Source organism: Mucilaginibacter rubeus, from assembly GCF_014643835.1.
In the GTDB taxonomy this organism is placed as follows: domain Bacteria; phylum Bacteroidota; class Bacteroidia; order Sphingobacteriales; family Sphingobacteriaceae; genus Mucilaginibacter; species Mucilaginibacter rubeus.
In genome coordinates this window covers 1190588-1216666 of the sequence record NZ_BMKD01000001.1, presented here as the reverse complement: position 1 = coordinate 1216666, position 26079 = coordinate 1190588, and the positions used below count along the sequence as shown (strand labels likewise).

Annotated in this window: 22 protein-coding genes; 16 read left to right on the top strand and 6 right to left on the bottom strand. The window is 40.5% G+C overall.

Annotation, left to right across the window (positions count from 1 at the left end):
• Nucleotides 1–203: 203 nt before the first annotated feature.
• A complete protein-coding gene (locus IEX80_RS04975) occupies nucleotides 204–6257 on the bottom strand; it encodes an NACHT domain-containing protein (protein ID WP_188832140.1) in 6054 nt (2017 codons plus the stop codon).
• A gap of 227 nt (nucleotides 6258–6484) precedes the next feature.
• On the opposite strand from IEX80_RS04975, the gene IEX80_RS04970 reads away from it, so the two are divergent.
• The 11 genes from IEX80_RS04970 (at nucleotide 6485) to IEX80_RS04920 (ending at nucleotide 13601) form a co-directional block, all read left to right on the top strand.
• Nucleotides 6485–7444, top strand: a complete 960-nt coding sequence (locus IEX80_RS04970) for a hypothetical protein (RefSeq protein ID WP_188832139.1) — start codon at nucleotides 6485–6487, stop codon at nucleotides 7442–7444.
• 415 nt (nucleotides 7445–7859) lie between these two features.
• Nucleotides 7860–8252, top strand: coding sequence for a single-stranded DNA-binding protein (locus IEX80_RS04965; RefSeq protein ID WP_188832138.1), 393 nt, complete (start codon nucleotides 7860–7862; stop codon nucleotides 8250–8252).
• Between the two features lie 106 nt (nucleotides 8253–8358).
• Nucleotides 8359–8745, top strand: a complete 387-nt coding sequence (locus IEX80_RS04960) for a hypothetical protein (protein WP_188832137.1) — start codon at nucleotides 8359–8361, stop codon at nucleotides 8743–8745.
• Nucleotides 8742–9404 (top strand): DUF8835 domain-containing pootine, encoded by a 663-nt coding sequence (locus IEX80_RS04955; protein ID WP_188832136.1) that lies wholly within the window; start codon nucleotides 8742–8744, stop codon nucleotides 9402–9404. Before IEX80_RS04960 ends, IEX80_RS04955 begins: the two co-directional genes overlap by 4 nt.
• 11 nt (nucleotides 9405–9415) lie before the next feature.
• Nucleotides 9416–9982: a PRTRC system protein E gene (locus IEX80_RS04950; protein WP_188832135.1), complete on the top strand. Its 567-nt coding sequence runs from the start codon at nucleotides 9416–9418 to the stop codon at nucleotides 9980–9982.
• 16 nt (nucleotides 9983–9998) lie between these two features.
• A complete protein-coding gene (locus IEX80_RS04945) occupies nucleotides 9999–10217 on the top strand; it encodes a PRTRC system protein C (RefSeq protein ID WP_119408981.1) in 219 nt (72 codons plus the stop codon).
• A 56-nt stretch (nucleotides 10218–10273) separates the two neighbouring features.
• A complete protein-coding gene (locus tag IEX80_RS04940) occupies nucleotides 10274–11377 on the top strand; it encodes a hypothetical protein (RefSeq protein WP_188832134.1) in 1104 nt (367 codons plus the stop codon).
• Nucleotides 11355–12095, top strand: a complete 741-nt coding sequence (locus IEX80_RS04935) for a PRTRC system protein B (RefSeq protein ID WP_188832133.1) — start codon at nucleotides 11355–11357, stop codon at nucleotides 12093–12095. The genes IEX80_RS04940 and IEX80_RS04935 overlap by 23 nt, the downstream gene beginning before the upstream one ends.
• The gene (locus tag IEX80_RS04930) at nucleotides 12095–12919 is read left to right on the top strand and encodes a PRTRC system ThiF family protein (RefSeq protein WP_188832132.1); all 825 of its coding nucleotides are present in this window, start codon (nucleotides 12095–12097) and stop codon (nucleotides 12917–12919) included. Before IEX80_RS04935 ends, IEX80_RS04930 begins: the two co-directional genes overlap by 1 nt.
• Before the next feature lie 11 nt (nucleotides 12920–12930).
• Nucleotides 12931–13143: a hypothetical protein gene (locus tag IEX80_RS04925; RefSeq protein ID WP_188832131.1), complete on the top strand. Its 213-nt coding sequence runs from the start codon at nucleotides 12931–12933 to the stop codon at nucleotides 13141–13143.
• A 5-nt stretch (nucleotides 13144–13148) separates the two neighbouring features.
• Nucleotides 13149–13601: a macro domain-containing protein gene (locus IEX80_RS04920; protein WP_188832130.1), complete on the top strand. Its 453-nt coding sequence runs from the start codon at nucleotides 13149–13151 to the stop codon at nucleotides 13599–13601.
• A 185-nt stretch (nucleotides 13602–13786) separates the two neighbouring features.
• Here IEX80_RS04920 and IEX80_RS04915 read toward each other — a convergent pair whose 3' ends face one another.
• Nucleotides 13787–14524: a hypothetical protein gene (locus IEX80_RS04915; RefSeq protein WP_188832129.1), complete on the bottom strand. Its 738-nt coding sequence runs from the start codon at nucleotides 14522–14524 to the stop codon at nucleotides 13787–13789.
• 243 nt (nucleotides 14525–14767) lie between these two features.
• Nucleotides 14768–16849, bottom strand: coding sequence for an outer membrane beta-barrel family protein (locus IEX80_RS04910; protein ID WP_188832128.1), 2082 nt, complete (start codon nucleotides 16847–16849; stop codon nucleotides 14768–14770).
• 596 nt (nucleotides 16850–17445) lie between these two features.
• Between IEX80_RS04910 and IEX80_RS04905 the strand changes: the two genes are divergently transcribed.
• The 3 genes from IEX80_RS04905 (at nucleotide 17446) to IEX80_RS04895 (ending at nucleotide 20356) form a co-directional block, all read left to right on the top strand.
• Nucleotides 17446–18132: an AbiU2 domain-containing protein gene (locus IEX80_RS04905; RefSeq protein ID WP_188832127.1), complete on the top strand. Its 687-nt coding sequence runs from the start codon at nucleotides 17446–17448 to the stop codon at nucleotides 18130–18132.
• A 15-nt stretch (nucleotides 18133–18147) separates the two neighbouring features.
• On the top strand, nucleotides 18148–19686 hold the full coding sequence (locus IEX80_RS04900; RefSeq protein ID WP_188832126.1) for an LA2681 family HEPN domain-containing protein: 1539 nt from the start codon (nucleotides 18148–18150) through the stop codon (nucleotides 19684–19686).
• 100 nt (nucleotides 19687–19786) lie between these two features.
• On the top strand, nucleotides 19787–20356 hold the full coding sequence (locus tag IEX80_RS04895; protein ID WP_188832125.1) for a hypothetical protein: 570 nt from the start codon (nucleotides 19787–19789) through the stop codon (nucleotides 20354–20356).
• Between the two features lie 128 nt (nucleotides 20357–20484).
• Here IEX80_RS04895 and IEX80_RS04890 read toward each other — a convergent pair whose 3' ends face one another.
• The gene (locus tag IEX80_RS04890) at nucleotides 20485–21279 is read right to left on the bottom strand and encodes a gasdermin (protein WP_188832124.1); all 795 of its coding nucleotides are present in this window, start codon (nucleotides 21277–21279) and stop codon (nucleotides 20485–20487) included.
• A gap of 4 nt (nucleotides 21280–21283) precedes the next feature.
• Nucleotides 21284–22963 (bottom strand): hypothetical protein, encoded by a 1680-nt coding sequence (locus IEX80_RS04885; protein WP_188832123.1) that lies wholly within the window; start codon nucleotides 22961–22963, stop codon nucleotides 21284–21286.
• Nucleotides 22964–23348: 385 nt separating this feature from the next.
• Here IEX80_RS04885 and IEX80_RS04880 point away from each other — a divergent pair, with 385 nt between their 5' ends.
• Together IEX80_RS04880 and IEX80_RS04875 are read left to right on the top strand one after the other, a co-directional pair.
• Nucleotides 23349–24089 carry a hypothetical protein gene (locus IEX80_RS04880; RefSeq protein WP_188832122.1) on the top strand — a complete coding sequence of 247 codons (741 nt, stop codon included), beginning with the start codon at nucleotides 23349–23351 and terminating at the stop codon, nucleotides 24087–24089.
• A 237-nt stretch (nucleotides 24090–24326) separates the two neighbouring features.
• The gene (locus IEX80_RS04875; RefSeq protein ID WP_229701513.1) at nucleotides 24327–25223 is read left to right on the top strand and encodes a hypothetical protein; all 897 of its coding nucleotides are present in this window, start codon (nucleotides 24327–24329) and stop codon (nucleotides 25221–25223) included.
• Nucleotides 25224–25277: 54 nt separating this feature from the next.
• On the opposite strand, the gene IEX80_RS04870 is transcribed toward IEX80_RS04875, so the two are convergent.
• A complete protein-coding gene (locus tag IEX80_RS04870) occupies nucleotides 25278–26069 on the bottom strand; it encodes an HNH endonuclease (protein ID WP_188832120.1) in 792 nt (263 codons plus the stop codon).
• Nucleotides 26070–26079: the final 10 nt, after the last annotated feature.

Genomic DNA, 26079 nt, shown 5'->3' with positions numbered 1-26079 from the left:
GATAGGGATGAATAAAAAATATTAATTAAAGTAATAAATCGCGAGTAGGAAAGTAAAGTTAAGTAGTTGGTTTTAAATAACTTGAAGCTGTTTGTCGCGGAGCTGAAAAGCCAGGTGAATTACAATTACAGGGTCTGCTGCTATAATCGACACTTATTAAGTTCCAGATAGCCTTCAATTTTGATTTGTGACGATCCTTGCTGTCAAACGTTTCCGGGAGATAGACTTTCCACCTCATCCCAATAATAATATTCACCTTTTTCATCAATGTGGGTTCCGTATTGTCGTTGATTAAATCTAAGTTCACGGTTTATTTTTCTATGATGAAAAAGTTTGCGTCCGTTCAGTATTTTTGACATTTCGCTGTAGCCCTCTTCCGTAATTAAAACAACCCATCCCTGGCCGGTTTCGGAATGATGGTGAGAGTTCTTATTTAATGAATCTCCCTCCATCCAATATAACGATTCAATGACCATATTCCCATTTTTATCATCCCATCGAAAACATCCTATGGAAGGATTGTAGGTAAGCCCCATATCGTGGGCTAGATGTGGGTTCACAGCAATCCATTGGTCTTTCGAATTTGTAGTCTTTACATCATTGTAAATGCAGATGCCTTTTCCTTCGAGATGAGGATAGTATTCGAACGATGATTGTTGCTTGTCGGGAAATATCCAGTATGCTTCGTTTTGATCCCAGTCTAATACATCTACAAAAGCCTGGCGTGTTTCAACAGCAGTGCCGTGGGCCATGCCTCCTAAAACAGTTTTTTCAGCAAGGATGATCCTTTTACCCCAGCTTAGTGGACTTGCATTTCTAAGATATTCTTTAGTTAATTCCTTTGGCCACTTTCTGTCTGTTGATGGCGCAGAACCGTGTTTAGTTATTATCGTCCCTACAAATGATGGCCGTCTCACGCTTTTAACAAAATAGCAGCACTCGTCGAAATAAGGTAATAATTCGCATGCCAAATTGGTATCGATAAGATTTAAATCATACAACTCCATCAAGACTTTAGCAAAGCCGTCGATAACGCCTTGAATTTGCGGACGCTTGTAAGGAATGTGTAGGTTCATCCTATTTAGTTTATTAACTATTTCCTCCTCGCTGCAATTGGTGCACCATTGGGGAAACTGCAATTTACCATCCAATGATTTTATCCGGTAAGCAATATTATAGGGTGTAAAACCAGTCGCCCGTGCCAGGGAAATGATTTCTCCCGAGAATATCCTGGAATGCATCAACGGGTCTTGAGTAGCCTTTAATAAACCATTTTCGTCGATATTGTCTACCGGTTGTTTATTGCCATCAACAATGCCCATCTCACGATGAAGCTGAAGCTTATAACCTAAAGGTGTTTCCCTCGTTAAGGGTTGTCTGTCCCAATCAATTTGCGCCTTATTTAAAAGGTTCACAGCCAATATGAATACGTCAAATCGATTGGTTTGTACAAGCGCAAGCAAATTGTCCTTTTGCTTTTCTATAATTGAAAGATCTTTTCTTGACAGGCTTGACAGTAACATCACATATTTAAGCGTGTAACCATCAGCGAATAATCTTTCAATAATAGTATCTATTTCGGGATGAAGACGCTCGGATTCTTCGATCAGGAGCGAGAAAATCGTCTCATAAAGTGTTGCAGGAAAAGTGATAAGGAAGTAAACGAGATCAATTAAAAGATCAGCGTCATTGCCGGCTCCCTGAATTTCCACCCTTCTTTCAGTGAAATGATTTTTCAGCAACTCGTCTCTGAATTGTACTACCTGATGGTAAATCTGGTCTTTATCAACCTGGTCAAAGAAGAGTTCGAAGGTCTTATCAAGGTCTTTCAACACCAATTCCATCTCCCGTAAATTAGTAAAAGTGATATTCGATGAGAAGTCTTTAAATGCCAGGTCCTGTACTGCGTTTATGCTTTCAACCGTTTCTAATGCCTTGTATAATTTGTATTTTTGATTTACGTCAAAAATGGATCCCCACCCGCTGTAGCGTGATTTTTTAAAAGAGTTCAAAAGTATTTTTCTGGCAAGAATGGGATGGCCGCTATTCCTTAGTGCGCTTGCGATTTCGATAGCATTTCTTGGCTCTAATTCTTTTTCGGATATATACCTCTCTAAAATGCTGGCCGATGCTCCTGGAATGATTTTTATCAGGAGATTGGTATAGTCAAAATGACTGTATTCTGCCTCGTTTTGCTGAAGCTGTTCTATATCGGATATTGAGTAAATCGTCGGTTGGATCGCCTCTTCTGTCAATACTTCACCGGTTTTAAGTCGTATGGAGTTTGCGTAGCTGCTATTCTCCCTTTTTTTCTCAATCTTCTTTACAATTCCTACTGAGGCAGGTAATAGTCCAGCTTGGTTTACCCGCTCCTGAATTTCAAAAAGATAGTCTTCCCGGTATTCGTATACCGCATAAATTTCCGTATCAATGACTAATTCCTTAATTTGTTGTAAATCGGGATTCGATTTAAAAAAACTATAAATAAAGTTTCTTCTGGCCCCATGATTATCATCGAGTGCCATTACAAATCTGGTAAATAGTTTTAAAGCAATGTTTTTCGCTCTGGGTAATGAGTTGGATAAGTATAGGGAAATTGATTCAATGCCGTCAAGCAGGTCTTCAAAGCCGTTGAATGCAAATTGTTCTAATACGCTAAAGCCGTTTCCCTGGTTCAAAGATAACTCCAATAAGGTAATCGCGGGTGTATGTGTACGTGAATTGACTTTATCAGAAACCGAATCCAGCCGATCAACATAATATTGCAGTTCGGCGGGGGAATATGCTTCAAATTTACTGATCCAGTTAACGATATATTCCAGTTGTGAATCATCTTCGCCACGAAGGTCCAATGAAAGCGACATCAATTTGTTAATCGTGATTTCAGCTTTGGTGTTATCCCCGGCCATCGCCCAAAGTTCTCCCTGTTTTGCGCCTTCTTCCAGGCGCTTATTTAAATAACCGCTATTGTAGATTTGATCATCAAGCATGTTGAGACTTTCTGCGCACCAGGATTTAGACCAGCCCTCTTTAATGACCACTTCGATTATTTTCTGGATGCTACCATTTGACCAGTATCGCTTATTGGTGTTCCATTCAATAGTTAATTTCAGAAGTATACTTTCGACCATGGTATCAGATAAGAAAGCCGCGACCCTCAAAATCAATTTTATAAGATATGGCTTAGCTGAAAATATGTCATAATCGTATTCCGGGTCGACATGGCTATAATGAAACGCTCCAAGTAATTTATCAAAGCCTGAAAAAAATCCAGCAGAAGCATCCTTGTACCCATAATAGATCCAGGCGTAAGATCTTCCAAGTTCAGCAAATGCCATATTAAAGCGATTTATGGAAGGTTTATCATCAAGCGGTACTATTGACTGCAGAGTAATTGAGAAGTCTTTATTAATGATGTATGCTAGTCTTACATAGTTAAATATGTAAGATGCGAGTGAAAAGCCACCCGAACGAGACTGTTCTTCTTTTAACTTAAACGGAGTTCGTAAAGCTGCGAATGCTGCCCTAGATCGATCCATATCCTGTTCGAACAGGGTGTATACCAAAGCATACCTGAGATTGGTATCATGATCATCCGATAGTTGCCATTGATCGAAAAAAACGACAGCTTCCCGGTATAGCTTGTCATTTTTTTTTGCGATTTCCAATATCTTATAATAAAATTCGAATTGATCTAATTCATTTAATTCCCGCTTTACTATTGGTTGCAATTCAGTTAACTTTTCAAAATTCTTGAGATCAAGATAAAAATAAACCAGATCAATGATTACCCTCGGCAAGAATTCTTCCTCTGGCTCATCATAACCCTCAGGTTCGATGATTATTCCTCTTACCTTTTCCACGATATTAGGGATAGTCATGAATAGGCTGGCGGTAGTGGCCCATGCCGTTACCAGCTCAGTTTCGTTAACTTCTGAATAATCTGTGTAATTGATACGCCGGGCACTCACCTTTTTGCCAATACTTAATAAATGAATGGGAGTGGCCCTGTTAAAAAGGTCATGTGCCAATGCCTCATGTCCCTGGGAAAATAATAACCGGGCAAAATGTAAAGCAGTCTTTCGGTCGGCGAGTAAACGGGCCCTGTCGAAAACAAATGAACTTGCCACGTCAAGCCACCCAACCATCATAAACAGCTCGTAGAATTGATCTAACTGAAAATTGCCGACGCGCTGTTTTAATTCAAATACAGCAAAAAAACAGGTCGTTACTCCTCGCTGATCCTTTTCTAAATACGCTGATTCCGCTGCGAGCTTAATATCCTCAAAAATAATTTCATCATTTCTAAAAGCGAACCATTGTTCGCGAAAGTATTGCTGCGAAATCATTTCCGTGATCATGGAGTGCCGACCTGATTTAAAAAAATGAAACAGAGCGTTAAATCTATAATCGCTTTCCACGTCTTTAATCGCATTCGCGATCTCCAGGTGAAACTCTTTGTCTGATTCCGGTCGGAATTTGGAACTAAACAGGTCCTTGGCAGATTCCTGTGTCAGGAATTCCTTGAAGCTATTGTGGAAAAATTGCCAGATATTTTCAGATTTATAAAAATAGAATTCTGCAACATTATTCACCTTTTGCGCATTTCTTCGACTGATGTTGAAATGAGCCAATAACCCAGTATCAAAATATGGGAATCTGAACCGGGCAATTATTCCCAAAATATGAATAAACTCATCCTCATCTTTGTATTTATCCCAAAACTTTTGGTACTCCGTGTAAATGTCTCCGCTGAAATGCCTTGAGTCGATAATTTGCTGGTATTTTGATTCGTCAGCAAGAATTAATTCCTCGAGGGTATAGCGTACAAATAAGGGATGACCTTGTGTATTGCTGAGTAATTCTTCAAATAGTCGTTCCGTTAAAGGTAGCCGATAACTTTCTATCAGTTGCTGTAATTGGACTTTATTCAATGGGCTAATGGATACAATACTGTTTGAGTTTTCTAGATCCTGCTTGATATCAAAGTGAAGATCATTCAACTGGTGAATTGTCCTGGATCCTAAAACGAAATAAATATTGTCAGGAATAGCGTCAGGATGTGGTAGAATTTCCAATAAACTTTTATCAACTTTTTGTTCCCGGTCTATATGGTCGAGGCCATCCACGAGGATAAATACTTTACCTTCTCTTTTAGCCAGGTTCCCCATTTCAGTCCGGAAGTGTTGTTGAAGATCCAATAAGTCCTTTTCTGGTAGCCTATCCTGAAATGCAAATTTCTTTTCCCGGATTTGCGTAATAATATCATGCAGGAAATACTTCGCTTCACCTCTGTAACCAAAGTCATAACCCATATCCAGGTTGGTGTAAACATAATATTTCAAAACCCGATAACTTCCTTCACTGAGCCACTTAGTCAATAGCGTTGACTTTCCGGAGCCCGCGTTTCCTAAAAGAGCTATATAGCCTTTCGCTTTCGTGTTGATCAGGTTTTCAAGTAATTCGATCGTATCGCTTATAGGCTGATAGTGTTTTTCATCTACAAAAAAAGCGTGTTGAAAATGGGTTTCAAATTGATTTTTTAGGCCAAATTCCAACAAGAATTGGGACTTATTTAGAACAACATTGCCTTGTTTTGACACGATTCGGAAAATGTTTTTAACAATGCTTTCAATGTGACCATTTCTTTTAGCTAGTGTATAGTGGTCCAGCAGCACCTGGTTAAGCTGATAATCAAAAACAAAAGTAAAGTCGCGGATGAAGTCAATAACTTCTTGGGCACTTGCTTCGACGCAGTTTTTGAGATGTTCGAACACAGGAGCCCATACTGCAGGTAAGTTTTGGTAATCATAACGCCCTTCCCGGATCGGTGTCCAGAAATTATTGTTAAATTTTTGAAACGACGGTTTGGGTGACCCATTAAAAAAGGGTATAGCATCGTTTTCTGAAGCCGGTTGAGTCGTAATCAAACGGGCGTCGATAACCTTATTAGAATAGGCCGATTTTAATTTTCTCCACCCCCTAAAGACTCCTTGGAAAATACTTTCAGTATCTGAAGTGGTGAACTGGCTGTATGTAAACTTCGAAGAAGCTATTTCTTTAACCTGGTAGGCTATAATTCTATCAGGTAAACCAATTAAGACGTCGTCCAATTTACCTGCTCTTTCGCTTGCAAATTCAATCCATTCTAATTCATCGTTCAATAGGTGATTATAAATCTGCGTAGCAAAAATTTCGTATTGGAAACCGAACCCGCTTAAAGCTGATACTTCACCGGCTCTTTTTTTATTGACCATTTAAACTAATTATTTCTTCTCAGCTAAAACTAAGAAAACATATATGTTAATACTGAGTTTTCGTTCAATTTTTTATTTAATAAAATATTATTGGTTGGTAAATATTGATAAGTTTATGCTATAATAATTTAGTAAGCCATCATCAGATTTTAAAGCCACTGGATGATTTTCCGGACACGACAAGAATCTTTTAAGAACTTTTTATGCCAATATATCAACTACCGCCATTGAAAGATGCAGCAAACTTCGAACTAATGATTTGCGATCTGTTTAATGAAATCTATACAAAGCCGACCTATAAATTATTTGGCAAGAACGGCCACCAGCAAAAAGGGATAGACATCTTTTCAAATGATTCAAAAGTTGTTGTACAATGTAAATTGAAAGACCTGAACAGAAGTAAAAGCCAGCTTAAAAGGGAATTTCTGGCTGATATTGAAGATACTATCGATAAATTGATCGCAGGGAAGCCAAAAATTTCTTTTGATACTGTCTTTATAGTAACAACGCTTTCCGAGGATCCTGATTTTGATGAACATTGCGAGGCACTAAGAAAGGAAAAAGGTTTACCATCGACGGTCATTTGCTGGGGATGGGAGACAATACAGGAAAAGCTTGGGCTGACTAACAAGACGCTGCAAAAACATTATCCGAATTATATCCATAAACAAATGACAAATGAAGAGCTTGTTAAATCCAGGATAAAGATGAAAACGAGCCTTGAACGAGATTTTGGACTATGGCTTAATTTTAGTGCAGATCATCGAACCCGCGCATCAAGTATGATCTTGCATTCCATAGATGACAAGGATTATCCTGTTCATGTATACAACTCATTTGATGAACCTCAATGGTTTCGGGTTGAAATTGATGCTATTTATCATAGTGGAATAGGTTTTATTACTGGTATCGATACCATTTATTGGTTGGAAAACCAGAGTTGGACTAAAGAAAACGTTACCGGTTCAATAGCTGTTAAAGTAGCCGTAACTGAGATTGTAGCATTCGAAGACATCATTAGTTACACTCTTAAAGGAGACGACAAGTTTGCCTGTCCTCATTTTTATTCCAGATTCGACCATAAAGGCAGGCCATTTATTGAGACATTTTATAAAAAGCTCGCTAAACAACCTTTTGATTTGCCGCTGATTTTTGATAAATCCAACCAGAATCTCAAGTTAGATTAGATACTTACTTTCTACCCGTTTGCGAGCCGATCATAGTCCTTTGGCTACCTATTAAAAAGCAAGAGAGAACAAGTTGCTACATGAACTGACGTACAAGTTTATTCTAATCATCCTATTTTAATCCCCGGCGATATACTCGTTGGGGATTTTTTATTTAGGATGTATTTTAACTGAAACGGGTAAAAAGCGCAGCTAATATCCTGCCGGACCTGTCGTTGGGGTCGTCAAAAGACTACCGCATAAACGGTTGCCTCCCCAAAGGGTCCCCTCCAATTATTCAGTTTCCTTTTGCCCTTTCTTCCGGCACTTCCTATTGCTTTCTTTTTTCCCTTTTTCTTTTAAAAATAATCCACCAGGACAGGGCGACAAAGGAAGAGCAAACAAATAATTATTCATCATTTAAACATTTAAGAGTATGCTATTCACAGGAAGAATCACCGCAAATGCAGAAGTAACAGCGGTAAAAGGTGACAAACAGGTAATTAATTTCACCGTAGCCATTAACCAGAGATGGACTAATAAGGATGGTGATAAAAAGGAAAAATCAGCTTTTGTTAACTGCGCCTACTGGCGTAATACCGGTATCGCCGAGTACCTCACCAAAGGTGCGGTAGTTGAAATTTCAGGATGGGTTGAAGCGCAGGGCTACAAGACCAATACGGGAGAGGCCAATGGCAGGTTGGTTTGCACCTGCGACAACATCAAGCTGTTTTCTGTTGCTGCCAAAGCAACACAGGAAACAGGCAAGGCGGAAAAAGCAAAAGCTGCTGCCGGATCGGGTGCTGACGATGATGATTTACCTTTTTAATCCCGAAGCCATGAACGAACCAATTCAATTTTCAGTTCAGAGCCTGCTTAGCCAACGAAAAGGTGTCATCCACGGTGCGATGTCCCCTTTGTTGTTCGCAAAGGAAATGGCGGAATCTGTCGCCTTTAAATATAACCGGGTGGCAAGGGTATGGTTTAAAGATGAACGTATCAACCAACATTGGGAGGACGGCGGACTGACCGGACATGATACGCTGATTATAGGTATGCAATACGCCAATGACCTGTGGCTAAGCCTATGGGTGGATGCCGGGGTTGGAGGCGTGCCGGTCGCTATGGCGCTCCAGTCTGACGGTATCGTTGACATCACCGGGGTATACCGGGAAACCGTTTACGCCCGGAACCTTACTGACGGGGAAATCAAAGAAATCTTCGATTCCATCTTTGCCAACCCCGCTCAGATCAATATCAAAAACGACGAAATCACTTCAATCCCCGCTGTGCCTCCGGTAGATGAAAATAACGAATCATGAAAACAATCACATTTAATTTATACAGCTTCCCTGAACTTGACAGGGAAGCTAAACAAAAAGCGCTGATCAGCAACCGCGAATTAAACTTCGGCTTTGAATGGTGGGACAGCGAACTCGAGGATTTTGTGAACCTCTGCGGGTACATGGGTATCCGGGTGCTAAAAGAAACCATCAATTTCCGTGGCTTTTATTGCCAGGGAGACGGCAGCTGCTTTTCAGCTATAGTTGATATAGCCCGTTTGCAGCTTGCCATTAAAGAGCAGTCATGGAAAACTTATGCGCCAAAGCAGGAATTTAACCTGATGCCCGCAGCTATCGACCATCGGGTGATGAACCTTGTTGCTAAAGGCCTGTTGCCCGACGAACCGCAGATCATCTGCCGGAAAAAGCAGTTCGGTATCGTCGTTGACCTCGGCATCTATGTCATTGATGAAAATGGTAAAGAGCACCCCAATATCTTTGATGAACTCCAAAAATTAGAAGAATGGCTGCGAAGCGTCGGCGAAGTGCTGAACAATCACCTTTTTAACAGCATCGAAAACCAATACGATTACCTGTGCAGCGACGCTGCGGTCGAAGAAAGCTTCTTAAACAATGATTTCCTGTTTACAGCCGATGGTAAGTCTGCCAATCATCTCGAAAAACTCAATAACATTTAAAACTCCATAACATGAAAACTAACTTTTTTCAAAATATCGCCGATATCAATGTTCCCGGCATTTGGAACATCGTAGTCCAGACCGATGATAAGGGCGGGTTTACCGTATCCACTCATTTCACTATTGCTGCAACCGGGGATGCAGCTTCCAAACTCATCAAGCCCTTTGTGTTAAATGGCACGGCACAGGAGTTTGACGAGGGTTATTTCGGCATGCTCGAAGCCCCGGTCAGGCAAACCGCAGGACTGCTGCACAATATGGATGATTACCTGAAAGGGCTTGCCAAGGCTAAAGAACAATCGAAAATGGTGCAGGACAATAAAAGCAAGTCACCGAAAGCCAAAACTGATGGTACATCGGGAGGGGCGGAGCAAGCGGATTCGGATAACGCCGAAAAACGAAAGGCCTATACCGACCTGCTCCGAAAGATCGTCGAACTCGAAAGCCTTTGCAAATACGACGAGGCGCTCGAAATCCTGCCAAACGTTGCGGACTATCCCGACCGGGAAGCGGAAATCACCAGGCGAAAAGCGGAACTGGAACGTAAGCGGGAACAGAAAAAGAATCTTTTATTTTAAACTCAACTCATTCGATATGTTACGTACTACGCTATTACCAAGAATTTTTATACATAAGGAAAACGGGCAGGAAATTCAATTGTCCGACCCAAACGACAATTTTAGCCCGGAAGCGGTGCTGAACTTTTACGCACCCACATATCCCATACTCACCAACGCCCGCGTTACCGGGCCTGAGATCAAAAACGATAAAATACAGTACCGCTTTGAAAGCACCATGGGAACGAAAGGATAAGCCATGAAAACAATCATCATCGAACGAAAAGTAAACATTAACCCCAAAAACAGCCAATGGAAACTTTATCAGCAATTCAAAAAACTAACGGACAAACTGGACTCGCTCCCCGAAGCAGGGGAGGCGCAAAGCCTTCAGCGCAGAAGCGCCCCCACAGATTTGACCGATATGGTTTTCTGAAATACCGCTTTTTACCTTTCAACGGCTTTTGCCTCCGGGACTGGCGCAAAGCGGAGACAGCTTTTTTTCAGTCGGTAGAAAATATCTGCACTTTATATGAGATGGACAGGCCGGATGTTTCCGGCTTATCTTTCCCGCAAAACATGATGGTTTGTCATCAGCAGATCGCGGAAAAACTTGAACGGAAAACGGGAGTGACCTGCCGGATCATGCAGGACAGTTTCCGCCCTGCAACATTAGCTACTACAAAACGCTTCGATACGGGTTATACGCTTTATTACATTCCGGTCAATGCAATTGCCTGGATCATGGGCATACCGGAATTAAAGCCTCTTTTTAATTTATTGTGCAACATTTGCGCCTACTTCTATCAGGTCATTAAGATTGATTATTACAGAAATTATTGTTACCTGCAATCTACCTATTCGATGATAGAGGATTGGATCAACGACGACGATGAGGGAAAAGGAGAGGCGTATCGGGATGAACAATTGCAGGAACTCGAAAGAATAAAGAATTTCGGAGACCTGTTTCTGGACATCATTAAAAAGCCGTTCCGCGTCAATACTTTCCATAAAGTATTCATGGCCTATCTCAATAGTTACTGCTGTGATAAAGGTTTCGCCAATCTGGCGATGGAAATTGAAAAAATGGTTGTCGATTATCCCGCACGTTCCATTTATGACAGTGTTCCCAATGGATATTATGAGTTTGATGAAACGGGTAATATCCACATTGAACAATATCTTTCCTTTTACTGGAGTGCCAATGATATGTTCCGGGAGGTGTTTTTTGATATGGTCAATAATGACCTGAACGAAAGCGGTGAACAGATTGAACCTATTACGGTGCAATGGTTTGATACCCCGCAGCAGCAGGAGCAACATAATTTCGATTATGAACCGAGGCTTTTTGCCCTTATCGCTGAATTGATAGATTTTTTAACAGATTACGATTATGACGACAAACATCACCAATAATATCAGCCATATCTACACGCCCTTTAAAGCGTTGCTCATCTATGCTAAAAGCAAGACTGAAGTAAATAACTACTACGGGACAAATGAGGAAATTTATGTAGAAAGTTATGACATTTCAAAAAACGGGAGGCCTGTTAATGCACACCCGCTGTCTGCTAAAGAATCTATCCTTTTGGCTGATATTCTAAAGAGCGGTCAGGATGCAAAAAATACTTTCCTGAAATGCAGGGGCATCATCCCGCCAAATGTACTGTCCATCAATTCTGAAAACGAGGGTTATGCCGTTTGGTATACCCCGCCGATGGAACGGCAACTATTTTTTGTTGAAAGGCTCGGTATACCCTCACTTCCTGCCAAAATCCCTGCGATGATATGGAAAGCAGGGAGGGAAAGCCTGCAGATCTTTGCCGTAAAAGGCTGCCGAAAGCCCCATGTGCAAAGCTTGCTTTACCATGCGCCTTACTTCAGTATGCACCCGGACGGACGCGTTTGTATGGGTTCTGTCCGCATTAGCATCGAACCAAATACCTGCCTCGAAGATTTTATGTCACTTTGGGAAAGTTACTTTTTCAATAGTTATTTCAGCCATACCATCGACGGCGGGAGTAAAGTCTCCGTGAATATTGTACAGCTTTGGCAGGAACAGGGGCGAACGTTACAAAAGTTCCCCGAAAATTATTTGGTAAAAACAGACCTCACACTTCAAAAAATACTATAATGAAAAAGAATATCACCATTACCCCAAAAATCCCGGTACATATTGTTGACCACGAATTATTACAGCCATTAAATCCGGTTATGGTTAACCTGATCGGAGCGGGCGGAACCGGAAGCCACGTATTAACAGGCTTGATGAGGCTGAGCTTCATGCTGAATGAATTAGGTCATCCGGGGTTGCATGTCCGGTTGTTTGACGATGACATCATTGAACATAACAACAGGTTGCGCATGCTATTTAACGATACAGAAGTGGGGCTGCACAAATCTGTTGTCCTGATCAACAGGATCAACCGGGCGTTTGGTCTGAACTGGAAAGCTGTGACCGAAAAGTTTGACAATCTACTGGTCAAAGAGCTTCCTGAAATGGCAATGGCTGCCATCACTATTACCGCCGTAGATTCGGTAAACGCGCGATTTGAAATTGCTACTATTCTGGGTATGGTACACAAATACGCTTCCTATTCCCGGAATAAGCCAAGATATTGGCTGGATTTCGGCAACAGCCGCGATTCGGGGCAGGTGATCCTGTCGACCATAGGGGAGATCAAACAACCTGAATCGGAAAAATATGAAACCCGAAGCGTGTTGCGAATGGTAACAGATGAGTTTCCTGAACTTTTAAAAGCGGGAGAAGAAAAAGATGCGGGACATAATTGTTCGACGGCTTCTGCATTGGAAGAGCAGGATTTATTCATTAATGCCTCACTCGCTTACCCCGGTGTGGAAATTTTAAACAGGATGTTCCGGGAAGGGATGGTGTTCGACCGCGGATTCTTTTATAACCTTAAAGATCACCGGATGCAGCCCCTGAAAGTGGCCTAATACTCAGCGCGATGGAAATAATGGATTTATATGGCAAAAAGATTAAAATTATTGACCTGCAATTGGCAATTTTACAGGCTGACGATTTCCGCCATTATCAGCTGAAAGGCTCGGATAAGGCGGAGTATAACCGTCAGCAACAGGCTTACTGGGAAGATACTTATATTAAATTACTGCTGTTGGAGCAGCAACAGGATAACCACGAAACAGAGAAACACGACTGACAAGAATGATAACTTATAAAAAAGGAGACCTGCTGACTGATGAGGCGTTTGCACTGGTCAATACGGTAAATACGGTGGGCGCTATGGGTAAAGGTATCGCCCTTGCCTTTAAAAAGGCCTTCCCTGATAATTACCTGCGGTATCGTACTGCATGTCATACAGGAAATGTGCGTGTTGGCGAATTATTTGTCGTGCCTGACAGCACCCTGCTCATGGGCCAGAGGTTGATTATTAACTTCCCGACCAAAAAGGATTGGCGCGACCCTTCGGAATATGAATATGTGGCAATGGGTTTGATCAAACTTCAGGCCTTTATACAGGATAATCAAATAACAAGCCTGGCAATGCCGGCATTAGGCTGTGGTAACGGTGGTTTGGAGTGGGATAAGGTAAAGCCTATGATCGCAGAGGCGCTGGATGGGTTGGATTGTGCAATCTCTGTGTATGAACCGGCCTGAAAAAATCCGGCCGGAAGCCAATGCTCCTTTTATCCGCAACGGGCTTCCGGCGTGCTTTGCTGCCTGACTTCAGCTAAAACAATACCCGCATTCGCCAGTTTTGCTTTAGCTGAATACAGCCGTTGCGTTTTATTGTATGGGGTTTCGAAATGGTGTGATCAGAGGGCTAGATACAATTCAGAATTTCAATGATGTTCAGGGGCGTTTAAAACTTCTGCTGTTTTCAGAAGATAACGGAACAATTGGTATTCCAATTTGAAGTTCAACCTGGTCAACAGGTAGTCGCACCGCATATTGAGTATATTTTCTTCATAAAGCGCTTCTTTGCTTTTATGGATATCCTGTTCATTAAACATAGACATCATAAGCATATCACTGTCAACTTCTGATACTAATTTCCTGATGCCAGACTCTGAATTACTTTCTGGGGTACTAAGCCTGAGTTCGCGGAACGTCTCACAGGGAAATAGACTCAATGCAAACTCTTTGGCTAGTTTCCCGCCAATAGTGTCAACAGTTTCGTCCTGGTGTTCGGGTACCGATCTTATCATTTCAGTTATGCAAAATACATAACTGATAAAGGCTGGCAAGCTGCCTTTCCATCTTGGCTGCCACCATGCCGGCGTAAACAGGTAGTGTATTTCCGGAGCTTCCGTTTTTTCTACTCTGCTATAAATGTCGGTGATGGCAAAAATGGCAGGCATGACCTTTGGAGACCCTTGTTCAACCGAAAAAGCCATCAGGGTCGGAATACAAAATAGCCCGCCGGTAGCACCTATCACGCCCGCAATGGCTTTGAACTCATCAATATCCTCTGTCCGGCGCAATTCCTCCAAAAGATAGATTTCCTGCTCGCTGTTGTTCTCCTGGTAGCCCTCTTTCAGCATCCGGAGCATGGTTAAGTATTTTTTGTGATCTGACATAACAGAAAGTTGATGTTTTATAAAAATGGTCATTTTAAGCAAATAGGAATCGTTAACTGCTTCGCCTATTTCCTGATCACCGGAAGAATGGAGGTCCCTGTTTTACAGACAAGACTAATGAGGTTTTAAAGCATCTTGCTCTGGATAACTAGCCTATTGCCTCCATTCCAGTTAAATGTTAAAATATTCAAATATTTTGAACCTGATTTTTGCAGATAAAAACTTCTATCGGCCAATATTTCATTATTGTAGTCTGTCCTTTTCATTTTCATTGCTTCTGTCGTTTTCCTTCGCTTCAAATGATTTGCCGATTTTGAAGTTATATACCAGTGAGAACGTTAATAACCGGGTTTGAAATTTCTGATACCTTTTGATCACATCATTGTTGTAGTAGCTTTCTGAGTGAGGGTTGTTCTGGTAGAATAAATCGTAGATGCTCGCCCCGGCGATTAATTTTCTCTTAAAAAATCGCTGCCTTAGGCCAACGGTGACGTTGGAGTATTGATCCGTTACCGTGTTACCGTAAATAGTTCGGGGCGTGTAAAAACCGGAAAAGTTCAGTGAGGTTGTTTTGCTTACCTTGAATTGATGATTGGATTGAAATGTAAAAGTGTTTTTCTCTATATCGAATTCGGGAGCTTCGACATGAACATGCTGTAGCAGCAGGGAGTTATTGGTTGTCCACCATTTGGTAATCGTAACCGGTACAGAGAAATTACCTGTGAATTTGTCTGTCGTGCCTATGTTTCTCCTGATCATCGTCACAATATTGGTATTGTCATCAGTGACCAGCACCTGGTTGATCTGGTCTTTTATCGAATTATAGCTGAGGCTGACAAAATACTTCTTATGTAAAGTATACCCGAGTTCAATCGCATCTCCATAAGATGGTTTTAAGTAAGGGTTGCCCGAAATGACCGTGTAATTATCGATAAAATAAGTGAATGGGTTTAAAGCCGCATAAGATGGCCTGGTCAACCTTCTGTTATAAGATAAAGATAGGGTATGGTTGCCCTTTTTATCCAAACTTTTTCCGATGTACAGGTATGGAAATAAATTCAGATACTTCTGGGTATTTACCGTATCCTGATCTTGCCTGTTTAATGTCCCCTGGACGTAGCTGTTCTCTAACCGAAGGCCGACTTTATAATCAAGTGCGATCAATTTGCCCGCCGTTTGTATGTATGCAGCGCTTATGTCCTCTTTATAATGATAATTGAACGAATTGGCATCGTCCTGTTGAAAAGAGTTGTTCGAGAAAACATTATAGGTTTTATCAGTATTAATTGATGTAGCCGCAAACTTACCACCGATAGTCAGTTCCTGTCCGGATTTATAGATTTTATTGTATTTCGCCTCAACCGTAAAGATTTTGGATAAAGCCGGAAATACAAGGTTATATACCGTATCTCCGATCAACTGATTTTGAAAGTTGAATGTCCTATTATTGGTTTCACTTAGCGCGTTGTTTCTATTATTGGTGTAATCGGCAGCGAATGAAAATTTAGAATTTAGTGTATCTGTTTTCCAGTCATAGTTTATACCAACGTTGCGATACGATATATCGGAACTGTTGGGAAACAAACCGATTGACCGAACATTATCGGTTTCAGTCGGATAGTTTATTAAAGTATTACTCTGCATCAGTTCTTTAGAATTGGTGTAATTACCATTGAGCGTTACCCCGAGACTCTGATCTCTGTTGATGTCATATATCGCAGAGAGACTGATATTGTTAGCCAGGTATTTACCCACTCTGTCGGTGTTGGTAGATTGATTGCCACCACCTGCCTGGACTCGTTTTTCCGCCATTTCAAGATAGTCTTTCTGGTTGGAATAGCTATACTGGGCAGATAGCTGCAATTTGTCTTTTTTGAAGTTCATCGAAAAATAAGGGTTGTAGGTGGGGTATTTTCCGAGCCCCAAAGATTGATCGTACCCAATGCTTCCCGACCAACCTAGAAAGGCCGGGCTTTTTAAAACTACATTAATTATACCGCCTACGCCTTCAGCGTCGTATTCTGCCGACGGATGGGCGATGATCTCAATTGATTTGATATCATTTGACCGCAAAGTATTTAAATATGTAGTTAAAGCTGCACCGCTTAGTTGTGGTGGTTTTCCGTTGATATGTACCCTCGCCCCGGAAATACCATTGATGGATATACTTGAATTAAAAACTGAGACACCCGGTGCCAGTTGCAGTATGTTGAAAATATTTTGCCCTACGGTATTGGGGTTATCTTCAATGTTCATAATTACTTTGTCCCGCTCCCTGTAGATCAGATCTTTTGGGGCACTTACAGTTACTCCTTTAAGGCTCATGAGTTTAGCTCTTAGGCTTAATAGTAAAGGATTCGGTGCATTCTGAAGGTTAATACTTCGTTTTAAAGTATCATATGATACATGCGTGACTTCGACAAGATAATTTCCTGTTAAAGTGTCTATAGAAAGAGATAATTCACCAATTTCGTTGGCAGTCCTGACTATGTGGAGTTTATGTTGCGATCCTTGAGACGAAATGGTTACCCTGGCAAAAGGTATGATATTATTGGCCTGGTCAGCTATCTTAACTTGTAATTGTTTTTTTGTCCGAGTGATTGAAAGGAAATAAAGCAAACAAATAATATAATGAATGTTTTGTTCATTTAAGTAGATATTCGATCGAAATATATAAAATATACACATGTTTTGAAGATGAATAGCTATAAAAGTGCCATAATAATTGATGATATATTATTGACGCTCGTTTTTTTTTTAATTTCGTGACTTCAACGGCTCGTCCTGAATTTGGGGTCGCCAGGACATTACTCAATAACAAGCCACAAAATGATATAGAAACTAACAGAACACTGCGCAGATAGGGTGCGCAGTACGATTGCATTTTTGTTGGGTAATTCTAAATATTAAATTAATAATTTATGGAGAAATTCGATAAGTCAGTTGATAAGGGTGATGAGAACAGCCCACTCGGTTTGAGGGATGAAGCATCGAGAATCAGTGAAATCCTTTTGGACGCGCAGGAGTGTCTCAAAATCCTGGAGTATTTACTCCTGCCCGATCCGGACGTAGATGTATATTTAAGTAAAAGAGACTATTTCTGGAGATTTACCACATCTGTATATGCGGAACGTGTTTTATTGAAACTCAATATATTGCTTACGCCTAAAGAGGATTTTAGTATTGCCAGGTTTTTGAAAAAATTGGGTTCTGAAGGTAAATTCGCGGGAGTTATTCCTGAAAATAAAATAGTATTGTGGGAGGGGGAGCTGGGTAAATTAAGTGCTACAGTAAAACGTATTTCAACTCGCCGAAATAAAGAGATAGCGCACAAAGACAGAAACCATACTAAAGATAAAGCAGAAGGTATCAGTTTAACCGATTTAAAGAGGATAATCGTATTGGTGCAAAATATATTGAAAGACATTTATATGATTACGAGTTATTCCTCTTTTCTGATCGATGAGCCGGTCGGTTCACCTGTTTTAAGTTTAAAGAAGATCATGTCTGTATTGAACGAGGATCGGCGCCGGTTTTTGGCCCCTCTTTACGAAGAGGGTAGGAAATGCAATTTACATCATGAATTGCCTCCCAGCGAAAGAAAATAATTTATCAGGTATCTTATGGAATTAAAAGAAGACTTAACGACGATCACAATAGAGGGTAAATCGCAGAGGCAACAGATAGATATTATCGGGTCTCTGTTAGATCTTTCATTTGACCAAAAAAGGTTAGATGGTCTGGAATACGCATTCAATCTTTCCAAACAAATTAACATGAAAGCTCTTGCCCCCGAATTACAGACTCTTTTATTTTATGATCTTGCAAATGGGTGGAGTTATTACCGTAAGATCAAATACCATGAATCACAGGATAGTTGGCTGTTCCAAATGGAAGAGCTGACGAAGGAGATATTTTATTTGAGAAAAGCTATCGCTTCTTCCGGTTTTTCCCGAGTCGAAGGCTGGCGGCAGAGTCAGATATATACAAATCTGGGAAACAGCTTTTCCTTTATGGGGAGATTTGTGGAGGCCCAGGAGTATTTTCAACAGGCTTTACGTGCCACGCCTGATTTTGCCATGTCCATTGGCAATATGGCCAATGGACTGTTTTATTACGGGCGGGCGCTATACGACCAGGTCCACTCTAATCTTTTTCTGGTTTATGCCTACCATCACTTTATACAGGCTTTGAAAAATAAAAAGAGCCTTCATCCGGACGCGGCATCGGGCTTTCAAAGCATGCATGATTCATTGAGGATCTATATCAGTAGTAACTTTCCGGACGAATATATGCGTGATTATCCGGAATTGGATAACTACGATATGGGCGACGATGAGGAGCTGAATAAATATCGTTTATGGTGTTTGTCCAATACGCTATTCATTAACCCTTTGAACGATCTCGGGCCTCATAGGATAGCATGTCACGACTGCCTTAATTTGCCGACAGTTACATTGCCGGCTAATCGCCCGCCGGTATGTCTTAATCTTTTTAACCAGATCAAACAAGAATATGCTACAGCAAGATATAGTTATTATACTTCCGCTTCTAAAGGGCTAATCCACTTTTCAGATCTTGATACCCCCCTGGTTGAAACTATGGAAATGGTTCGTTATTCTTATTACGTTGAACAATTGAAAATCGCATTTCGCCTGAGCTATTCAATCCTGGACAAGATAGCATATCTCCTTAATGACTACATGGGATTAAATATCGAATTGAACAAGGTCAGTTTTAGAAGTTTGTGGTATATCAATAAGAAACGGCTCCAAGCTCCGTTCGAAGAAAGTAAGAACTGGGCGCTCCGCGGGCTTTTCTGGTTAAGCAAAGACCTTTATGAGAAAGATAGCGATTTCGATACTGTACTTGAACCGGACGCGAAGGAGATCGCTGCCATACGAAACTATATTGAGCATAAGGGATTTAAGGTTGTATCTGACACGCCCGAATTCTCCGATGGGTTTAAGGAACCGGATATTTCGTACTCGATCTCGCGTTCTGCTTTTGAACAAAAAACGATGAAATTGCTAAAACTCACGAGGGCTGCGATCATGTATTCCGCTATCGCGATCTCTCACGAGGAGAGTGTGAAAGAATTCGATAAAACGCGATCATTACCTATAGGCAGCGCAACAATTCCTGCATATATGCGCACCTGATTCAAAGTTCAATACAAAGACCGAAGAAGTCAGGCGATTGGACCGGCCTTTTCACCAGGGTCAATTAAGTAAAATGTAAAGTATAAGTATTGTTAAAGAGATGGAGATTGAAAACGAGTTAGCTATATGGCCGCCCCACGAGGTTTTCTATATTGAAAGCCTGTTGTCGGTTACAAGAACAGCGCGGCAGAATGTTGGACAATTACAAAGCTGTCTTGATCAGCTTTTTTCGGGAAATGGAGTGGATCCAGATCAAATGCTTGATTTTGTGCAAAATATTATCAGCTGCGCCGGAATCCTTTCGAGATATTTTTGGCCAGCCTCGAAAAAGAGGATACATCAAAATCGCGCAGCAAAATTGCGAGATTCCTTTTGTATTACAGACGACAACCCACTTAAAGATCGAAAAGTCAGAAACTTTGTCGAGCATTTTGATGAAAATCTCGACATTTTCCTTTCCCAGTTGATAGCAGGGGTAATTGTTCCACAACACATCGGTTATCGTAAGCGAGATGAACAGGTTCCTCCCAAGTTTTTCAGGGCATACTACGTGGATGAAGGTGTTTTTTGCTCGCTTGACATGGAGTATGAACTGGAACCAATTGTCAACGAAATCGAGCAATTACACCAACGCTTTAGGTCGTCTCGTGACGCCGGAGGCCTGTTATGATAATCACATGTTATTACCGCTAAATGTGTTTTCTAAATTTAAGTTACCAAACGCAATTCTCGTAAGTTAAAACAATACAGATTTCGCCGACCTCATCAGTCAATCTTTAATTATTATATACTACAGAGTTAAAGCTCCGTAGTATATAAACCTAACAAGAGTGGTTCAGTAACGATATTTCCGGTATCCCTTAAAACGACATCGGGCTGATCTATAATCCTGAATTTGGCTTTTTTTGTACTCCAAAATGCGGGCTGGTCATATTTAATTCGTTGTGCTCTGAATGCAAATATTAAAGGCAGCTGCTCATCTTTATGGCTAAGGGTAATTGAATTGTTTTTAGCTCTGGACATTTTTACATTAGCTTCTGCCATACCTTTTATTTGAGCCTCCACATCGACGTCCTGACCACTTTTGTCAGTGATTTTTATAGTGAAGGAAGTACTTTTTAATACCGCATTGATAATAAATAGTTCGCTTTTTTTTAATTTTTCCCCAAAGGCAGTAAACCGTGAGATGTCAGGAGCTGTGCCGCTAATAAATCTGTCAAGGGCTAACAAGTCTATTGAGTCTTCTTTTATATCTTGAAACGAAAACGTCAGCACATCCTCGTCGCTGATTTTAATTTTCGCCGCGGCCTTTCCCTTTTTAAAATTAGACAATAAGCCTTCCAGGAAATTTAAACCGGCTTTTGCATCGAAGGCGACCTCAGCTTTACCCACGATTGGCATAACATCTATATTTTTTTTAATGGCTGGCGCTGGTATTTCATCAGCAGGAAAAAGCGTAGTTACCTGGCTTTGGGCGGAGGACACGTCGCTGCCTACTTTATATAAAAGTAACAGGGGCTTGATATCGCTCTTTGGCAAAGAAACAAGATTGTAGCCGTGTTCCGCAAAAATATTTTTCAGTGCGATGGACATTTGCTTATGGATTAGTTAAAAGTTCAAACATTTGATCGATGGGTCTGTCATCAGGCGACTCCAAATCAGCTTGCTGGATTCTCAATATTGCCGATTCGTGACAGAAAGTATAAACAGGGGGTGCAGAGCTGAATAATATATTATAAAATCCTTCTGCATATAATGGGCTTGCCTCGTCCGGAATAGCTGCATTTGTGCCCATTGCATAAGAACAAAATGGCAGGGCGGCCTTTGCGTGATTAATTGAGTTGCAGGCGCTTAAAATAATTGCCGTTAATGAGCGATTTTTATTATAGATTTTTATGACATCTTCGAATTGTTTAACCGACAATGGAGCCGGTTGGTGATCCGGACCTTCAAAATACAGGCCGTCGACTTTTGAGGCATGTAATGATATGTGCAAGATCGTTGGCTTATATCTGTTAAGCAACGAGAGTAAATCTGTTTTCTTTACACTCGGTTCAAATTCAATTTTATACCTATCGCGATGCAGGCCACTTATATGTTTATCCTTTATCATTCCAATTTCGCGCTGAATGTCAAGAAGCTGTTTATCTTTAGGGCTCGAGGTGAGATATAAGATCGTTGACACCTTACTATTCTCTAATTCATCGGCCATTTTTTTAATGGCATTTTTTGTGTATTTATCGTTGAACGAGATCGCCGTTTCGTTCAATGATTCCAGGCTTCCCGGCAACACGAGTTCTTCACTTGCGAGCGCAAAACGCAATATGTCTTCTTGGTCCAGTTTATTTCTCTTTTTTGCAAAAAGCTTGGCAGTAATCTTTTTTACATAAGTTTTAACCAGTTTTGCCTCGTTACTGCCTGCTTCCAACGGAAGCGTTCCGTTCATAATATTGGAGAGTAAAATTCTCAGCGTCTCCCTTTCAGCATGGATTCTCGCCAGGTTGATACGCAGGTTTCTAACGACGGTTTTTACAGGATTTTCTTTAGGAAGCTTGTCCGTATCTTTAAAAACTTTGATCAGCCAGACTTTTACACTTCGTTGCGGTAGCTCCATTTTCCATCCATAAAGACAAATCTTTTTTTGTGATACCCGATACTCGTTTATTAAACGTGCATCTTCAGGGAGCTCTATATTATCGTTTGACGTTAATACAACTGTGATATTTAGCTGCCCGTCTACAACGAGTTTGTTAATCGTTTTTGTGTATTTGCTTTTATAGGTGGTAGCCTGAGTGAATTTATCACGGAGCCTCGGGCCGGATCCCGCCAATTGAACTGTGTCGCCGTCAATTTGAATAGGAAGGTTGCTGTAATGTTTAAGAACGTCGATTAACTTTATTAGCATTCCCGGCCTCTTGAGTTTAAGTCTTTCTTCAATGTCATCGAAAAAGCCGAGTTCAATTTTATTCATGAATTTTCCATCAGAATACAATCTGCGATAAGTTTTATATATGATGGCCTTTTCTCCTTCATCTATAACGTATCCGCTTTTATGTATATCCTTGTACTTAATCGATAATCTGGCATCGCAGTAATGTTCTTCCGCAGGCCACCCGGTGACGCCTCCGTTTTTACGGTCTCTAAGTCTCCCGAATTGTCTGATAAAGGGCCTGGTTCTGTCAATATCCGGCGAAGTCCAAAATGGCCGAACTAGGCGCAGCCCCTCATCTTTAATCAGCCGTAAATCAGTAATCGGGAATTGAAATATAATATGCATAAGTTAGGTTAAAAAACGAGGGGGTCTCAACAAAGATACCCCCCGTGATCTTTCCGATCGCTTGATCGAATAAGCAGTATTCAACATCCCCTTCCGGAGATCCGATACTTGTCCAGCAGTCTAACCGGATAATGCAACATCCGGCTGCCACTGATCTAAAGTACTTGAATTATCAATTTGTTGCAAATAATTTAGAAAGTAACGATACCTGATGGACAGTTGTACGCTCCTGCTGATATACGCTATCCTTTAACCGTATGTATTTGCCTGCAATTATAGGTCTACGCTATCGGTGATTATTCGGGTGTTTTTTTTACTTTTAACATTCGCTCAATAGGATCACTTCAAAGAATTTGATCCCCGTAAGTTTGTTTAAAGAATTGAAATGGATATATCAGAGTTAAATAGAGCCCCATTTACTTCGTTGCCAGTCAATGAAGGAGATTTATTTGACTTAACTGCAGAGTTTTTACGTGCCAAGTTGATCGACGCCATTGAAAGTTATAGTAAGGTAGAATCGCTTGCTTCAGAGCTTACAGCAGATACAATTAATTTTAGCCAGGACTACAAGCTGTTTAAGGCGATCGATGATTTTGTAATTGAATATGCTCAAGTTATCCGCTGTGTTAAATTGTCCTTGGGAATCGCTGATGGTAAAGTAAAGAACCCCCAAAAAGTGTTTGAAAAGTTTAATTATGATAATCTCGACAAACTTCATGAAGATATTATCGGATTAAGAAATACCTCTGAACATTTCGAAGAAAGATTGCAAGAGTTTGGCCATCAGGCTGAACCATTCCTTCAGCTTTCTTATGAAGGTGATTACTATAGATGGCAGTCTAGTTTTGGAGTTGGTGGTTTCAAAAAAAGTGGCAGCGGAATGTCTGATAAGGAAATGTTTAATGAAAAAAAACTTTGGTTTCGATCTTACAAAATCACGGGTTCAAAGAAAAGCAGGAAAATCACTTCTGTTAACTTAAGGCTTCATGATATGATAACGGACATTAAACAAGTTTGCAGGTTGTTGGGAAATAATATTGTGGCTGCTATCGATAAAAAAGGGGAGTGTTGTCCGCCAGTTCGGGATTTGTCCATATTTCTTGTTCCTGATGACAATGAATCGTAGCGCCGAAGAAGTTATATAGTATCAATGACACAAGATTTCGTTTGGGGCAGGCTGATTTTAACAATTTTCCGGCCTGCGTAAGTAGGAACGGGTTATATTTTACTAAAGGGCATTTATTAGTGTTGTAGATGACTAAAGGCAGTGGTCAATACTATTTTAATACAATTGGTAAGGTATATTAATGGACATCGACAAACTCGCGCCTCACCAAGTCTCAAGTGAAATAATTTAAATTTTATGAGTTATAACAACGTACACTTTGATGATGAATTAAACAATCGCCTTTACCAGCGGCTTCAAAACCTTAAGCTTGGACAAGATCGGGTCCTTAATTTTTTAATTAGATATCTACTGGCAAGCAATGGTGAAAAACAGTTAAAACATTGTGACGCCTTTCTTCAACTGCTGGCGAAAATGAGGTTCAATCTTGAATCTGCCAATTTACTGCTTCCAATGCTGTTTGACGACTACAGGTTTAAAACCAGTATAAATCTCATTTATAGGGGCATAATTGATGATATCATTAATTCTTATTATCTCTTCGGCACAGTCGCATTGGCAGATCCCAATCAGATCGCGCTGAATAACGAACTCACCATTTTTCATAAAGAGTTTATCATGAGTTCGATTAAAGGCATAAAAGCCAGTCAGAAATTTAATCGATATGTTGAAAGCCTGGATGGCTCGGTCAAGCCCAATACTGGTAATATTGAAAAACAATTTAAGAAGTCTAACCCAGACATTGTTGATGTAAATGGGAATTGGAAAAAAAATAATGAGTTACGAGAAAGTAGCAATCAATATTTTATTGATCTGCTTGATCAGGGAGATAGTAATGGCTTTATTTCCGAAGCTGCAAAACTCAGGTTTATAAAAGCCCGTGGGATCAAGATGCACGACAACCTGGAAGCGCTTTTTAAATATTTAAGTCAATACCAACATTTCAGCCCAAAAGCGCATGACCTGTTACTTCACCATATTGAATATGATATCGTTATTTATCAAAACTGCGTTGGCGAACTTGTTATGTTATTAGACCAGCTTTTACAATTTCTGAAACTAAAGGGTAAATCGTTGATCAAGAAGGAATGGGATGAGCTTGCGCCCGAAATTTTTAACAGTTTTTCGAAATAAAAAGAGATAGGGTTCTTCATTGCTGGAATTTGATTTACACGTTTTACTAATTTTTTAATCAGTGGCCCTTGTTTGTCTTCTAAGCAATCTTTCTAATTTTGTGCGGAAGTGGATAGGGTAGATTGTATCATATTTATTGGTTTGGTATTGTTCCATCCATAATAGATCCCTATTTAAAAGGTTAATGACCATTGCTACAGCCCCATAGCTAAACTTGAATAATAAAACCTTATCGTTAGTTTCCTGATACAAGAGTTTACACCTGAATTTGCTAAGTTGATGTTTTTGATAATTAATCGGTATACTTTCAAAAGAACCGACTTCATCATCCGAAACAATAAAGGGCCAGTCTATTCGATTGGTATTATCCAAGAATTGCCTCAGCTCTGTAAAATCATGTTTTTTATACAATTTTCGCTGTGAGGTATATAATGCTTCTAAGCCTATTTTTAGAAGTGTTTTGGATACGGCAACTTCATTTTTTTCAAAAGTGGGTAATTTGAGGGTGAAAGTCTTTTTGTCTGCGTCCCAATCCACCAGGTCTTCTTCTTTTAATCCGGTTAGGAAAATGAGATTCTTTACCAAATTTTGGCTCCCTTGTATACCGAAACCACCCAGCTGCCCACTTGCCGGCGCTCCTTTCTTGCTGGGAACTCCCATTCTTGCTCGTTCCATTAAAAATATAGTGCTGCTTAACGCTTCACGTTCCGAGTTCGAAAACTTTTTATTGCAATCATCACAAACAGCTCCTCTATCCATTAAGTAGGTAGTATTTCCTAACGATTCAGATACGATATGTTCTATTGATTTAGCGGTATTAGTTTTCGTGCAAAAAATACATTCCATAGAATATAGC